General features: G+C 71.6%; 12 protein-coding genes. 4 read left to right on the top strand and 8 right to left on the bottom strand.

The features are described from left to right. Positions 1-6 precede the first annotated feature (6 nt). Complete coding sequence (locus ABZ463_RS14975) at positions 7-1599, bottom strand: MFS transporter (protein ID WP_362776353.1); 1593 nt, start codon at positions 1597-1599, stop codon at positions 7-9. 63 nt (positions 1600-1662) lie between these two features. On the opposite strand from ABZ463_RS14975, the gene ABZ463_RS14970 reads away from it, so the two are divergent. After that, entirely contained in the window at positions 1663-2325 is a 663-nt protein-coding gene (locus ABZ463_RS14970; RefSeq protein ID WP_352011761.1) for a TetR/AcrR family transcriptional regulator, read from the top strand. 42 nt (positions 2326-2367) lie between these two features. Here the strand turns inward: ABZ463_RS14970 and ABZ463_RS14965 are convergent, their stop codons facing one another. After that, positions 2368-5199: a BTAD domain-containing putative transcriptional regulator gene (locus ABZ463_RS14965; RefSeq protein ID WP_362776351.1), complete on the bottom strand. Its 2832-nt coding sequence runs from the start codon at positions 5197-5199 to the stop codon at positions 2368-2370. 579 nt (positions 5200-5778) lie between these two features. Between ABZ463_RS14965 and ABZ463_RS14960 the strand changes: the two genes are divergently transcribed. Further along, positions 5779-6117: a hypothetical protein gene (locus ABZ463_RS14960; protein WP_352011763.1), complete on the top strand. Its 339-nt coding sequence runs from the start codon at positions 5779-5781 to the stop codon at positions 6115-6117. Between the two features lie 191 nt (positions 6118-6308). Here the strand turns inward: ABZ463_RS14960 and ABZ463_RS14955 are convergent, their stop codons facing one another. The 4 genes from ABZ463_RS14955 to ABZ463_RS14940 are packed head-to-tail and all read right to left on the bottom strand — an operon-like array spanning position 6309 to position 9820. Beyond that, positions 6309-7283 (bottom strand): M24 family metallopeptidase, encoded by a 975-nt coding sequence (locus ABZ463_RS14955; protein WP_362776348.1) that lies wholly within the window; start codon positions 7281-7283, stop codon positions 6309-6311. 7 nt (positions 7284-7290) lie between these two features. Beyond that, on the bottom strand, positions 7291-8217 hold the full coding sequence (locus ABZ463_RS14950; RefSeq protein WP_352011765.1) for an ABC transporter ATP-binding protein: 927 nt from the start codon (positions 8215-8217) through the stop codon (positions 7291-7293). After that, complete coding sequence (locus ABZ463_RS14945; RefSeq protein WP_352011766.1) at positions 8214-8984, bottom strand: ABC transporter ATP-binding protein; 771 nt, start codon at positions 8982-8984, stop codon at positions 8214-8216. The genes ABZ463_RS14950 and ABZ463_RS14945 overlap by 4 nt, the downstream gene beginning before the upstream one ends. Next, positions 8981-9820, bottom strand: coding sequence for an ABC transporter permease (locus tag ABZ463_RS14940; RefSeq protein WP_352011767.1), 840 nt, complete (start codon positions 9818-9820; stop codon positions 8981-8983). The genes ABZ463_RS14945 and ABZ463_RS14940 overlap by 4 nt, the downstream gene beginning before the upstream one ends. A gap of 110 nt (positions 9821-9930) precedes the next feature. On the opposite strand from ABZ463_RS14940, the gene ABZ463_RS14935 reads away from it, so the two are divergent. Further along, positions 9931-11124: a transposase gene (locus ABZ463_RS14935; protein ID WP_362776345.1), complete on the top strand. Its 1194-nt coding sequence runs from the start codon at positions 9931-9933 to the stop codon at positions 11122-11124. Positions 11125-11163: 39 nt separating this feature from the next. Here the strand turns inward: ABZ463_RS14935 and ABZ463_RS14930 are convergent, their stop codons facing one another. Both ABZ463_RS14930 and ABZ463_RS14925 read right to left on the bottom strand, forming a co-directional pair. After that, positions 11164-12309 (bottom strand): ABC transporter permease, encoded by a 1146-nt coding sequence (locus tag ABZ463_RS14930; RefSeq protein WP_352011768.1) that lies wholly within the window; start codon positions 12307-12309, stop codon positions 11164-11166. Continuing rightward, positions 12284-13891 carry an ABC transporter substrate-binding protein gene (locus ABZ463_RS14925; RefSeq protein ID WP_362776342.1) on the bottom strand — a complete coding sequence of 536 codons (1608 nt, stop codon included), beginning with the start codon at positions 13889-13891 and terminating at the stop codon, positions 12284-12286. The genes ABZ463_RS14930 and ABZ463_RS14925 overlap by 26 nt, the downstream gene beginning before the upstream one ends. Before the next feature lie 121 nt (positions 13892-14012). On the opposite strand from ABZ463_RS14925, the gene ABZ463_RS14920 reads away from it, so the two are divergent. Then, positions 14013-14651, top strand: a complete 639-nt coding sequence (locus ABZ463_RS14920) for an Lrp/AsnC family transcriptional regulator (protein ID WP_362776340.1) — start codon at positions 14013-14015, stop codon at positions 14649-14651. Positions 14652-14682: the final 31 nt, after the last annotated feature.

Genomic DNA, 14682 nt, shown 5'->3' with positions numbered 1-14682 from the left:
CTGTGGTTATTCGTGGGTTCCGGCTGTGGCCACGGCCTCCGGCGGAGCCGTGGCCCGCAGGGGGTTCGTGGCCTCCAGAGGGGCCTCCAGAGGGGCCTCCAGAGGGGCCTCCAGAGGGGCCTCCAGAGGGGCCTCCAGAGGGGCCTCCAGAGGGGCCTCCAGAGGGGCCTCCGGCGGGGTCTCGGGGGCGGGCCTGACCGTACGGCCGCGCCTGGGCAGCACCGTCACGGCGACGGCGACCGCGGCGGCCAGCAGGACGCCGGAGACGGCCAGGCCGAGGGAGTAGCCCGAGGTGACGGCGGCGGGGGTGGTGCCCGTTCCGGTACGGCCCGCCGCGACGGTGGTCAGGGCGGCCAGGCCCACGGAGCCGCCGAGCTGCCTTGAGCTGTTGAGCAGTCCGGAGGCCATGCCCGCCTCGTGTGGCGCGACGCCCGCCGTTCCCGCGGCGGCCAGCGGGGCGAAGCACATGCCCAGGCCGACGCTGGTGACCAGCGAGGGGCCGAGGACGTCCACGGCGAAGTTTCCCGAGGGGTCGATCAGGCTGAACCAGCCGAAGCCGATCGCGGCGAGCACACCACCGGGGATCAGCAGGGTGCGGGGAGCGTGCCGGGCGGAGACCCCGGTGGCGATGACGGTTCCCACCACCGTGCCGAAGGTGAAGGGCAGGAACGCCAGGCCGGTCGCGGTCGCGCTCATGCGCAGCACGCCCTGCATGTAGAGGGAGACGAAGTAGAAGGCGGCGAACATGCCCGCGCCCGCCAGGAAGATGAACAGGTTGGCCCCGGCGATCGAACGGTTCCGCAGCAGGCCGAGCCGGATCATCGGGGTTCTCGGGCCCCTGGACCGTGCGGCCTCGACCAGGACGAACACGGCCAGCAGCGCGACGGCCGCCGCGAGCGTGCCCAGCGTGACCGCCGAGGTCCAGCCCTCCTCGCTCGCGCGGACGACGCCGAGGACCAGCAGGGTCACCCCGCAGGTGCCGAGAAACGCGCCGAGCAGGTCGGGACGCTCCCCCTGGGCCCGGCGCCGGTCGGCGGGGACGGACGTCACGGTGAGCGCCAGCGCGGCCACCACGACGGGCACGTTGACCAGCATCACCCAGCGCCATCCCACGTGGTCGGTCAGCAGGCCTCCGGCGAGCACTCCCGTGGCTCCGCCGGCGGCGTTGACCGCGCTCCACACCCCCAGCGCCCTGGTACGGCCCGGGCCTTCGGGGAAGGTCGTGGTCAGTGTCGCCAGTGCGGCGGGGACCAGTGCCGCGGCGGCCAGGCCCTGGACCGCGCGGGCGGCCACCAGCAGGTCCGCCGACTGGGCCAGTCCTCCGGCCAGGGAGGACAGGCCGAACAGGCCGAGGCCCACGGAGAGGAGTCCGCGTCTGCCGTACAGGTCGGACATCCTGCCGCCGAGCAGCAGCAGGCCGCCGAAGGCCAGCGTGTAGGCGTGGACGACCCACTGCAGCCGGGCGGCGCCGAAGCCCAGGTCGGCGCGGATCGCGGGCAGCGCGACATTGACGATCGAGATGTCGAGGGCCGCCATGAACTGCGCGGCGGCCACCGCCGTCAGTATCAGCCCGGGGTGGCCGATGCCTTTTTTGTACATGTATAAAAACTAGCCCGGCCAGGACGCGGGCGTCAACGTCACGGGTGGGCCATCATGGATCCCATGTCACAGTCGGTTCCGCAACGCCCGCGGGTGGGCAGGCCACCACGGATCTCCCGGGAGGAGGTCCTGGCCGCCGCCCGCAGGATCGTCGAGGAGGGCGGCGTGGGAAGCCTGACGATGCGGCGGCTGGCCGCGGAGGTCGGCAGCACGCCGATGGCGCTCTACCACCACGTCAAGGACAAGGAGGAGTTGCTGCTGCTGCTCCTGGACGACTACGCCGCGGGACTGGCGCGCCCGGCACTGCCGGAGGAGCCCAGGGAACGGCTGGTCACCGCCGCGCTGGCGATGCACGACGCGCTCGCCGGATGCCCGTGGGTCGTCGAGGTCCTCGTCGCCGACGACCTGATGTCCGACGCCGGGCTCTGGTACGCGGAGCACATCGTCGAGGCGGCCGTGGCCTGCGGTCTCACCCCGGAACAGGCCGTTCACGCCTACCGGTCCGTCTGGTACTACACCGCCGGGGAGATCATCATCAGGGCGGCGGGGCGCAGGCGCGCCGCCGAGGACCGGCCGACCCACCGCGAACGGGTCTTCGCCGATCTGGACCGGGAGGCGCTGCCCAGACTGGCGTCGATCGGCGGCCGGTGGACCGCGCTCACCGCGGAGGACACCTACCGCCAGGGGCTCGAAGCCCTCGTCGGGGGACTGCTCCCACGCGCGTAGGCCGCCGGGGCCGCGTACTCGGGCTGGGTACCGGAACGATCCTCAGCCGCCTCGGCCGCGGCTCGTCGGCGGGACGCCGCACCTGGCCGCCAGGCGTTCCTCCAGACGGGCGTGCCGGAACTGGTACACCGCGCCCACCTGGCGCAACACCCCCCGCCGGTGCGCGTCGTCGAGGAAGCGCATGAGGTGGAGCGGGATGTGCCCCCGGGCGGCCAGCCAGAGCCGGACGACGGTGAAGGCGCCCCACGCGCGGGCAAGGCCGACCGTGAGTCCCCCCGCGAGGCCGAACAGCGCGCCCACCGTCAGGGCGTTGGCGAGGCTGGGCGCGCGGGAAAAGATCAGTCCGCCGACCACGGTTCCGGCGAGCCCGTACGCCGCACCGCCGAGGTTGCCCAGCAGGAAACGGCCCAGCAGTCCCGACGCCAGGCCTGCGGCGCAGGCGAGTCCGAGGTCGAAGGTTCCCCCCAGGACGGGGACGAACCGGATCTCGCGCGTGAAGGCGAAGGCCACGGTGTAGAACAGCCCCAGCGACGCCATGAAGGACAGGGTGAACGCCCAGGTGGCGATGCGGTCGTTGCGCAGCACGAGGGGCGGGCTGGAAACGCGGTTGACGTCGACCGGGGTGGCCAGCCAGACGTGCAGGCCGACGCCGAGACCGAAGACGGTGGCGAGCAGGCCGATCATCTCCGCGGACAACGACCAGCCGAGGCCGAGGCTGACCCCGATCACCACTCCGATCCCGAAGCGCCCCAGGAATCTCGTCGCGGTGCTGCGAAAGTGCAGCTCCACCCGCAGCGGCCCCGGACGCCGCCCCAGCGTGTGGACGCCGCAGCCCGCCGCCGCGAAGAACAGCCCGTAGACCAGTCCGATCAGCGGGCCGCCCGCGAGCCACCCGGTGATCCAGAACAGCAGGGCGGCGGGCATGCCGAGCAGCAGGCCGCCGACGGGCCTCGGCACGGCGCGGTCGAGCCGCCACCAGGCGAGGTCGTGGGTGCGGGTCCGGTTCAGGTGCCGGGCGAGGAAGGCCAGCCACCGTTCGGCGTGGTCGACGTCGTAGGCACGCGCGGGCACGGGCCGCTCGTGCCGCAGGGGCGGCTCCGGCCAGGACGCGTAGACGGCCGGTAGGTAGGCGTCCAGCAGGTGCCCCTCTATCGCGGCCCGATCGCCGAACCGGGCCGGGTCGCACAGCTCGGCGGGCACGGTCGACGGGTGGGCGTAGGCCGTACGGGCGAGATCGATCATCAGGGGGGTGCGCAGTGACTGGGCGAGCGCGCTGCCCGGGTGCCGCCGCAGGTGGTCGATCACGGGCTGCCAGCGCTCCTCACCCACCCGCCTGCGCGCGGTGAGGAAGTCGACGGCGTCTTCGAGGGCGACGGGCTCGATCTCCACGACCGCCGCGCGCGCGAGGATCGCGCCCCCCTGGTCCGCCGCCAGCTCGTACTCCTCGCTACGGCAGGTCACCACCAGAGGCCGGTCACCCGCCACGGCCCTGTCGAGGGCGTCGATGGCCGCCGCGCGCAGGCCGGGCGGTATCTCGTCGAGGCCGTCGAGCACGGGCAGGACCCGGTTCTCGACCACCAGCCGCGTCGCCGCGTCCCGTCCGTAGACGGCGGTGTTCGCCAGCCCGGGGTACTCCTGGACGAGCATGCGGGCGAGCCAGCGGTGTATGTGCTCCCGGTGCGGGTTCCACGAGGCCAGCGAGAACAGCACCGGCACCGGCTCGCCGGGCCGGTGGTCCGCGAGCAGACCGAGGGTGAACAGGATCGCCAGCACCGACTTGCCCGCGCCGGGGCCGCCCAGCACCACCAGTTGGCGCGTGGGCACCTGCCGGAACCTGGCGAGCAGGTCGGTGAGGCCACCGCTCGGCATCGGCCGGTCCGGGTCCTCGGCCGATCGGCCGTACGGCGGTGCGGCGGCCACCGCCGCCACCTGACGCCTGGTCTCCGACCATCTCAGCGGCACCGGTTCCGGCCGGTTCAGCGAGCGCACCTCGGCCTCGGCCGTCCACTGCCGGGTGATCACCATGACCAGCTCCTGCACCGCCCGGTCGAGACGGGGCGGCTCCGGGGCGGCGGGCCCCGGTCGCGGAGTCGGCGCGGATCCCGGCTCCCGCACGGCGGATACGGGCGGGGAGAGGTCCACCTCGCCGCGCAGGACACGTTCGTACAGCTCACGGACCTCGGCCCCGGGGTCGACGCCGAGTTCCTCGGCGAGCCTTTCCCGCAGCCGGTGGAACACCTCTATCGCCTCGGCCTGCCTGCCGCAGCGGGTCAACGCGAGCATCAGTTGCGCGTGCGGCCTTTCCCGCAGCGGGTGCTCGGTGACGAGTTCCACCAGCTCGTCCGCGACCTCGCGGTGCTCACCCAGCGCCAGTTGCCAGTCCACGCACTGTTCGAGCGCGTCGAGCCGCTGCTCGTCGAGCCGCCTGGCGCGGGCGGTCAGCGCGGCGGTGCCCAGGCCGTCGAGCGCGGGGCCGCGCCACAGCCGCAGCGCCGAGCGCATCTCCAGTACGGCCTCCGCCGGCTCGCCGGCCGCCGCGAGCACACGCGCGGTGGCGATCCGGCGGGTGAAGCAGAGCAGGTCCAGTTGGTCCTCGGTCACGGCCACGCGGTATCCCCGGCCGTCGGTGGCGATGACCTGGCATTCGGTGTCCCCGAGACGCCCCCGCAACGCCGAGACACAGTTCTGGATCTGCTTGGTCGCCGTCGCGGGCGGCTCGTCGTCCCAGGTCGCCTCGACCAGCTTCGACACCGGTACCACGGCGCCGGGCGTCAGCAGCAGCATCGCGAGCACCCGCTGGTGCCGGGTGCTGGGCAGGGTCACCCTGTTCTGGCCGTCCCAGACTTCCAATGTCCCGAGTACGAGAAATTTCATCTCAATGATTTCCCCCCAAAACCGATGCTATCTGGCCAATTAGCGGCCGGGAGTGATTTCGAAGGACGCCGTGATGACGGCGCGATGACGCCGTGAGGACGGTCTCCGCCACGGTGGGAGTCGTCCGGTTCGCACGCCGGACGGCGGAAAGAGGCGAGAAGTCGTGGATCGCGAAAGGAGAATGCCCGTGGCCTGAATCTCGCGGCGAGAACCGCTCACGGTGACCGTGACATCGGCGGTGGTCCGGCCAAGGACGGACGCCACCGCCGGCGCTCCGCGCGGAAGATCCCTTCACCGGATCGTCCTCTCCTCCCCTCGGGTGAAGTTCGACGGGGACCACCGAACTGTCCTTACGGGGATCGAGGGCGCCTCACCGCACGACGGAGCGCTGCGTTGGAACTCCCTGCTTTCTTCGTTTTCGGGCAGCCGGAAAATCCGGAATTGCCGGAGGCGTTCGGTTTATACGGCCCCGGGGGCGGTCGCGGATATTTCGAATCGCCGAACAAGCCAAGAAAGCGTGGCAACGACGGTTTTCCCGTCATTCCACCACAACCGGTACGAATCTCTTCAGGAGGACTCATGAGCAAACTGAGCGCGTCCGCGCTGGCACTGTTCGCCGCGGCCGGGCTGAGCCTGGCGGCCGTTCCGGCGGCGCAGGCCCAGTCCGCCGCCCAGCCGGCAGGCGTGACCGCGCAGGTGCTGGGCAACGCGCCCTCCTGCGTCACCGTCTGGCAGAAGACAGGCAGGATCACCAAGACCGGCTACGCCCGCAACGACTGCAGAGGCCGTACCCTCAACCTCAAGATCGTGTGGGCGCACGGCGCGGACGGCTCCTGCCAGACCGTGAGGCCGGGCGGGACCATCAGCAGCAAGGTCGCGCGGGGCGGCCGCACATTCGACGGCGCGAACATCTGCTGAACCGAAGGCGCGGGGCCCCTCCGGAACCACTCCGGAGAAAGGCGGTGAGATCCCGCTCCCGGTCGTCCCGGCCGGGCGGGATCTCCAGGGAGGCCGCCGGACGAGGGACGTGGTGACACGAGGACGGGGGCCGGTCATGGCCCGCCACGGTGGCGGGCCATGACCCACGGCGTCCTCCTCCGGCAGGAGGGTCAGTGGTCGATGACGTAGAAGGCCGGGGAGGTCGTGGTGAGGCGGGTGGCGCCCTGGGGGGCGCAGACCGCGATGTCGGCCACCCTCGCGCCGAACAGCTCCGGCAGGTAGATCGACGGCTCCAGGCACACCGTCATGCCGGAGGTCAGTACGGTCTCGTCGCCGGGGACGAGCCAGGGGGCCTCGTCGGGGCCGAGGCCGACGCCTCGTCCTGGGCGTGGCCCGGCGTAGTTGCCGTAGCCGCTGCCCTCGATCACCTCCCGCGCGATCCGCCCGACCTCCGCCGCCGTCACGCCGGGCCGCAGCGCGTCCAGGGCGGCGTGTTGCGCGGCGAGGACGACCGAGTACATCGCCTCGAAGTCCTCCGGCGGCTCGGCGACCGCGAACACGCGGGCCACCTCGGAGCAGTAGCCGCCCCACCTGCCGCAGACCGAGACCAGCAGCGCGTCGCCCGGGTTGATCACCCGGTCGCACGGCACGTGCCGGGGCAGGGCGGTGTGCTCACCGGCGGCGACGAGCACCGACAGCACCTCCTCGCACCCCGTCTCGACCATCATGGCCCACAGCCTGCGCGCCATCGCTCGCTCGGTGGTGCCGAACCACGCCAGCTCGCGGGCCATGAGCAGGACGGCGTCCGCCGCCGAGGCCGCGCGTTCCGTCGCCGCGACCTCGGCGGGACCTCTGCGCGACCTGAGCGGGGCCAGCACGGCCGAGGCCAGCACGACCTCGGCCTCGACGCGCAGGGAGAACAGCTCCCACGCGCGCATCTCCGGGTCCACGCCGACGCGGCGCGCCGAGGGCGGGATGAGCGCCGCGGCCTCCAGCGGCTCCGCCGCGGCGGTGGGCGGACGGTCATGGGTCAGGACGAGGTATCCGTCGCCCTGGCCGCCCAGATAGCGGAAGTCGGGGGAGGGGCGCAGCACCAGGGCGTCGATCCCCTCCTCGGCCATCCTGAGCCGCACCTCGTCGATCATGCGGCGGTCACGCGGGCTCGTGCAGCCAGCAGGCGACCGGTCCGAAGGCCGGTTCGCGCTCCCGGCACACGTCCATCGCCACCGGGCAGCGCGGATGGAAGCGGCACCCCGGCGGCGGGGCGGCCGGGTCGGGCACGTCACCGGGCAGCTCCGCGGGCAGCGTGCCCGCGCCGTCGGGGGCGGGGATGGCGCTCAGCAGGGCCCGGGTGTAGGGGTGGCGGGGGTCGTTCCACACCTCCTCGGTACGGCCCACCTCCACGATCTTCCCGAGGTACATCACCGCGATCCGGTCGGCGATCAGCCGTACCACCGACAGGTCGTGACTGATGAACAGCAGGCCCGCGCCCGAGGAGACCGCGAGATCGCGCATCAGCCTGGCCACCTGCGCCTGCGCCGAGGCGTCGAGGGCGGAGATGGGCTCGTCGCCGATCAGCAGGGACGGCCTGGCGGCCAGGGCCCTGGCGATCGCGATCCGCTGCCGCTGCCCGCCGGAGAACTCGTGCGGGTGCCGCCCGGCGAAGTCGCGGGGCAGCCCGACCCGTTCGAGCATGTCGGCGGGGGAGGAGGCGGTGTCGCGCCCGGTGCGCAGGCCGTCGGCGATCTGGGCGCCGACCCGGCGCCGGGGGTTCAGCGACGAGTAGGGGTCCTGGAAGACCATCTGGATGCCGGACAGCGCCGGGTTCCTGCGGCGCAGTCCCAGCGGGGTCACCCGGTGGCCGTCGAAGGTGATCGACCCCGAGGTCACGGGGTTGAGCCCGCACACCGCGCGGGCCAGTGTCGACTTGCCGCAGCCGGACTCCCCGACCAGGCCGACGACCTCGCCCGCCGCGACGCTCAGGCTCGCCCCGGCCACGGCACGGACCAGGGGACGGCCGGGGGTGCGGTGTTCGACGACCAGGTCGTCCACGGTCAGCAGCGTCGTGCTCTCCGTCATGCCTTCTCCCCGGGCAGCGAGTCCAGCAGGGCACGGGTGTAGGGGTGCTCGGGATCGCGAAGCACCCGCCCGCGCGGGCCCGTCTCGACGACCAGGCCCTCCTTCATCACGCTCACCTCGTCGGCGACCGCCGACATCACGCCGAGGTCGTGGGTGACGAGCAGTACGGCCAGCCCCAGGTCGTCGCAGAGGCCGCGCAGCAGCCGCAGCACCCCGGCCTGGACCGTCACGTCGAGGGCGGTCGTCGGTTCGTCGGCGATGAGCACCTTGGGCGAGCAGGCCAGCGCGATGGCGATCGCGATGCGCTGGCGCATGCCGCCGGAGAACTGGTGCGGGTAGCGGTCGATCGCCGACTCCGGGCCGGGGATGCGCACCTGCCCGAGCAGTTCGATCGCCCTGGCCCTGGCCTGCTTCCTGTCCAGGCGCAGGTGGTGACGCATGTGCTCGGTGAGCTGGCGGCCGATCGACAGCATCGGGTGCATGCTCGTCGCCGGGTCCTGGAAGACCATGGCGACCTCGCCGCCGCGTACCGTGTTGAGCTCCTTGGCCGACATGCCCAGCAGGTCGCGCTCGCCGAGGGCGATCCGGCCGGTGGCCCTGGCGCCGTGCGGGAGCAGGCCGAGCACGGCCAGGCCGGTCATCGTCTTGCCCGAGCCGCTCTCGCCCGCCAGGCCGTGCACACGCCCCGGCTGCAGGTCGAGGTCGACGCCCCGCAGGATCTCCCGGTCGCCGACGGCGACCTTCAGACCGGAGATGGTGAGGGTCATAGCGCACGCTCCTTGATGGCGCGGGCCGTACGGGGGTCCAGGGCGTCGCGCAGCGTGTCGCCGAGGAAGTTGAAGGCCAGGACGACGGTCAGGATGGCCAGGCCCGGGAAGGTCGCCACCCACCAGCTGTCGAAGACCTCCACGCCGGAGGCGACCATGGCGCCCCACTCGGGGGAGGGCGGCTTGGCGCCGAGCCCGAGGAAGGACAGGCCGCTCAGCAGCAGCAGCGCGGTGCCGATGTCGAGGGTCGCGAGGACCAGGATCGGGCCGGTGATGTTCGGCAGCACGTCGACGCGCAGGGAGCGCCAGGCGGAGAAGCCCAGCAGCCGCCCGCTGATCACGAACTCCCGCCCGCGCACGCCGAGCACCAGTCCGCGGGTCACCCTGGCGTAGGAGGGCCAGGCGACGACGAGTACGGCGAGCACGGCGTTGGCCAGGCTCGCGCCGAGCGCGGCGGCGACGACCATGGCCAGGATGACGGTGGGGAAGGCGAAGACGAGGTCGGCGAACCGCATGATCGTCTCATCAGCCCATTTACCGAAATATCCGGCGCAGGCGCCGAGCAGGCCACCGACCAGCACCGAGAGCGTGACCAGCAGCAGCGTCAGCGGGATCGACAGGCGCGCGCCGTACATGACCCTGCTCAGGATGTCGCGGCCGAGCTGGTCGGTGCCGAACCAGTGCCCGGGGCCGGGCGGGGCCAGCCTGGGCAGGTCCTGAGCGAGCGGGTCGTGCGGCGCCAGCAGCGGGGCGGCCACCGTGATCACGATCCAGGCGAGCGCCACAACCCCGCCGACGATCGCCAGCGGCTGCCGCCAGGCTTGGGGGAGTTTCACCGTGCTCCTACAGCGTGGATGCCCCGTGTTTCAGGGCGGGGAGGAAACGCGGCACGGTCGGGCACTTCGGTCTCCTGGTTTTGTCGGTGGCGTTCGGTAGGTTCGGGGGCGTGTCCCGCTATCGGCTCCGGCCCACGCCTGCTCAGGAGCAGGCGCTGCTGGAGCATTGCGGGCATGCCCGATACGTGTGGAATCTGGCCGTCGAGCAGCACGCCCACTGGAGGCCGGGACGCACGTCCGCGCCGGGTTTCGCCGAACAGTGCCGCCAGCTGACCGAGGCACGCGCCGAGCACGAGTGGCTGCGTGGCGGGTCGATCATCGTTCAGCAGCAGGCGCTGAAGGACTTCGCGCAGGCCATGGCGAAATTCTTCGGCATGACCCACCGTCGGCCGACGTGGCGCAGGCGCGGGCGGAGTGAAGGGTTCCGGATCGTCGCCGTCAAAGCGGGCCATGTGCGCCGCCTGTCGCGCAACGTGGGCGAGGTGAGGGTCCCGAAGGTTGGCTGGGTGCGGTTTGGCTGGTCGCGTGCCGTCCTGGACGGTGTGAAGTCCTACCGGATTACCCGGGACCGAGCGGGCCGCTGGCATGTGGCGTTCGCCGTGATCCCGGAGCCGATCCCTGCGCCGAGCACGGGGGAGGTCGTCGGCGTGGACCGGGGTGTCGCGGTCAGCGCGGCGCTGTCCACGGGCGAGCTGTTGAACGTGCCGACCCCGCGTGAGGCGGAGAAAACCCGGCTTCGGCGTCTCCAGCGGAAACTGGCCCGGGCGAAACGGGGCTCGAACCGGCGTGGCAAGGTTAAGGCTGCGATCGCGAAGCTGAAGGCCCGCGAGACGGACCGCCGCAGGGACTGGGTGGAGAAGACCTCCACCGACCTGGCTCGGCGCTTCGATGTGATCGCTGTCGAAGACCTGAAGATTGCCGGCATGACCCGATCCGCCAGGGGCACGGTTGAGGCGCCCGGCGGGAACGTCCGCCAGAAGGCGGCCCTGAACCGGGGCATTCTGGCGGCAGGTTGGGGCTGGCTGGTGCAACGCCTGGAGCACAAGGCGCCTGGGCGGGTTGTGAAGGTCAACCCCGCGTACACGAGTCAGCGGTGCTCGGTGTGCGGGATCGTGGATCGGACGTCGCGCGAGAGCCAAGCCGTCTTCCGGTGCCGGTCCTGCGGATACGCCGGCAACGCCGATGTGAACGCGGCCGGGAACATTCGCCACGCGGCAGGGCATGCCGTGTCCGCACGGGGAGGCCCACCGTTGGGTGGGCCGGTGAACCGTGAACCTCAACGCGACCTCCTCCTCGTGGGGTAGTTGCCGTTGGAATCCCCCGCCTTCAGGCGGGGGAGGATGTCAAGTGAGTCTCACTCTGGGGTCGATGACGCCGTACAGCACGTCGACGATCAGGTTGATGACGAGGTAGACCGCGCCGATGACCAGGCCGACGCCCATCACGGCGGGCAGGTCGAGGCCGGTCGCGCTCTTGTAGGCGTACTGCCCGACGCCGGGCCAGGCGAAGATCGCCTCGACCAGGACGGTGCCGGACAGCAGGCTGCCGAAGGCCAGGCCCGCGACCGTGATGATCGGCACCAGCGCCGAGCGCAGCACGTAGCGGAACAGGATCACCCGGCCGGGCAGGCCCTTGGCCCGCGCGGCGCGCACGTAGTCCTGACCCATCACCTCCAGCACCGCCGACCTGGTGAAGCGGGTGAGCAGGCCGATCGTGTAGAGGGCGAGCACCAGCGCGGGGGTGGCCAGGTGGCCGATCGCGGAGGAGAACACGTCCCACTGCCCGGCCAGCGCGGCGTCCACCGTGTACAGGCCGGTCACGTGGGGCGGCGCGGTCATGCCGGGGTCGATCCGGCCGCTGCCCGGGGTGATCTGCAGGCGGTAGAAGAAGATGTAGAAGGTCGTCAGCGCCAGCCAGAACGTCGGCACCGAGATGCCGACCAGGCTGAGGACGCGCAGCACGTGGTCGGAGAGCCGGTCACGGCGCAGCGCCGCGATCACGCCGAACGCCACGCCCGCCACGAGGGAGATCAGGATCGCGGTGCCCGCGAGCTCCAGGGTGGCGGGGACGGCCTCGGCCAGGTCGTCGAGCACCGGACGGTGGCTCTGCTGGCTGGTGCCCAGGTCGCCCTGCAGCACGCCCTGCAGGTGCAGCAGGTACTGCTGAGGGAGCGGCTTGTCCAGGCCGTGATCGGCCCGCCACTGCGCCACGATGGCCGGGTCCCCGAGGGCGCGCTGGCCCAGGTTGGCCGCCACCGGGTCGCCGGGGACGAGGTTGGTCAGGACGAAGGTGACCAGCGTGATGCCCACGGCCAGCAGCAGCGCGGTGAGCACCCTGCGGACCAGGAAGCGCACCAGCGGGTTGGGGCCGCCACCCCGGCCCGGGCGGCGCGCGGCCGTACCGGCGCCCCCCGGGCCGGAGGCCACCTTGGCGCCGTCGCGCTCCGGGGTGGCCTCCGGGTCCTTACTTGGCACCGAGGTCGGCGACATCGATGGTCCAGACCGGGTGGAACTCCATGCCGGTGACGGAGGCGGCCGTCACGATGTTCTGGCTCGGCTGGATGAGCGGGATGAACGGGCTTGAGGCGTTCAGCTTCGTCTGGACGTCGACGTAGGCCTGCTTGCGGGCGTCGTCGCCGATCGCGGCCGCGGCCTTGTCACCGGCCGCCTCGATCTCCTTGTCCGCGCCCGCCTTCCAACCGGCCCGCAGGCCGACGGTCTTGCCCGGCAGGAACACCAGGTAGTCGCTGGGGTCGGGGTAGTCCGGACCCCACCACCACAGGCCGAGCTCCTCCTTGCCGTTGCGGTAGTTGTCCAGCGCGGTGGTGACCGGCGAGGGGGCCAGGTCCACGGTGATGCCGACCTCCTTGAGGTTGGCCTGGATGCGCTCGGCGATGCCCTGCAGGGACAGGCCGTTGAGGGTCAGCTCGCTGGGGTACTCCAGCTTGACCTTGGGGTCGGTGACGCCGCTCTCCTTGAGGGCGGCCTTGGCTCCCTCGACGTCGCGCTTGGCGGCCTGGTCGGCGGGGAGCGCGCCCAGGAACATCGAGGGGATGACGCCCGGCGCCTGCACCGAGCCCTCACCGGCCAGTTCGAGCAGGCCCGTGTAGTCGATGCCCTTGCGGACGGCCTCGGCGAACTTGGGGTTGGAGGTGATCGCGCTGACCGAGGAGTTCCGGTTGGCCAGCAGGAAGACCACGTTCGCCGACGGCGTCTTGGTGACCTGCAGGGTGCCCGGCAGCCCGTTGACCTGGTCGCCGGACAGGTCGAGCGCGACCTGGCTGTCACCGCGCGCGACGTTGAGCTTCTGCGTCGCCGACTCGACGTTACGGATCACGACCTTGTCGTAGACCGGCTTCTTCGGGCCCCAGTACTTGGCGTTGGCCTTGAGCACGACCTGGCTGCTGATGTTCACCGACTCGATCGTGTACGGTCCCGAGCCCAGCGAGGTGGAGTTGAGGTACTGCTCGGCCTTGTCGCCGGGGTCCGCGGTGGCGCCGTGCTCCTTGGCGACCTTGGAGTTGATGACGCCCAGCGCGGGGTTGGGCAGGATGTACGGCAGCGCCGGGTTGGGGTTCTTCGAGGTCAGGGTGACCGTCGTCTCGTCGGTCTTGGCGACCTCCACCCCGTCGAGCAGGAAGGACGGGGTGCCCTTCATGTCGCGCACCCGGTTGAGGGAGAAGACGACGTCGTCCGCGGTGACGGGGGAGCCGTCGGCGAAGGTGGCGCCCTGGTGGAGCTTGAGGGTCAGCTTCTTGCCGTCCGCCGACAGCTCGTAGGAGTCGGCGAGGGAGGGCACCGGCTTGGTGACGTCGGAGCCGTCGAAGGTCAGCAGGGTGTCGTAGGCGGCCTTGCCGACGGTCAGACCGGTCGGCTCGTAGGTGCGCCCCGGGTCGGCCGTCTTGAGGTTGAAGGACGTGTCGACCACGAGCGTCTTGGCGGCGGTGCCGCCTCCCTGCGACGCGGGGGTGGACGAGCCGCCGCTGGAGCAGGCGGCAAGGGCGAGGGCGCCGGTGAGCAGCACCGGCAGCAGCGCCGCCTTCGCCGTGGGGCGCCGGGAACGGATCGCCATTTTTGTGTCCTCCGAAAAGGGGCCGTGGTGGACGTTTAGTGGTCGATCGTCCAGGATTGACAGGCAGAAAGTCCAGGTCATGGCAGTAAGCTGAGACAAATCCGACCCGAAGGGTAAGATCATGACCGAAACGTCAAGAAACGGGTCTCCAGATGGCGGTCAGGCTGGACGGATCGGTATCGGCCTTGACCTCGACGCGACGCACCTGAGAATTCTGGAGGTACTGCGGGAGAACGGCAGGATCTCCGTGGCCGCTCTGGCCGAGCGTGTCGGCATCTCCAGGGCGAACGCCTACACCCGTTTCGAGGCGCTGCGCGCCGACGGCGCGATCAGGCGTTTCACCGCGGAGATCGACCACGTCCGCGCCGGTCTCGGCATCACAGCGCTGATCTTCGTCACCGTCAGGCAGCAGATGTGGCGCCAGTTCCGCGCCCAGCTCGCCCACATGCCCGAGGTCGAGTACTGCGCGGTCACCACAGGCCAGCACGACGCGATGATCCAGGTCCGCATGACGGACGTGGCCGCCGTGCACACGATGGTGACCGAAAGGCTGGCCAGCATCCCCGCCGTCAAGGCGACCGAAACCGTCTTCATCCTCGACGAGGTCATCAGGCGGCCCTACGTCCTGCCGAGCGACCGGGGCCCGGCGTGGTCGACCCGCCGCCCGGCCCCCGATCCGGCGGGCGGCGAGGTCCCCCTCGGCAAGATGCGTTTCGTGGGCGCGGCGGAGGGCCGCGCCCAGCTGCAGCGCGACGTCTGACCCGGTTTTCGGTCGGCCAGAGGTCAGAAGG

The sequence above is a fragment of the Streptosporangium sp. NPDC020145 genome (assembly GCF_040631275.1).
GTDB lineage: Bacteria > Actinomycetota > Actinomycetes > Streptosporangiales > Streptosporangiaceae > Streptosporangium.
The sequence above is the reverse complement of the archived record's forward strand: the minus strand, read 5'-3'. Positions and strand labels throughout refer to the sequence as shown.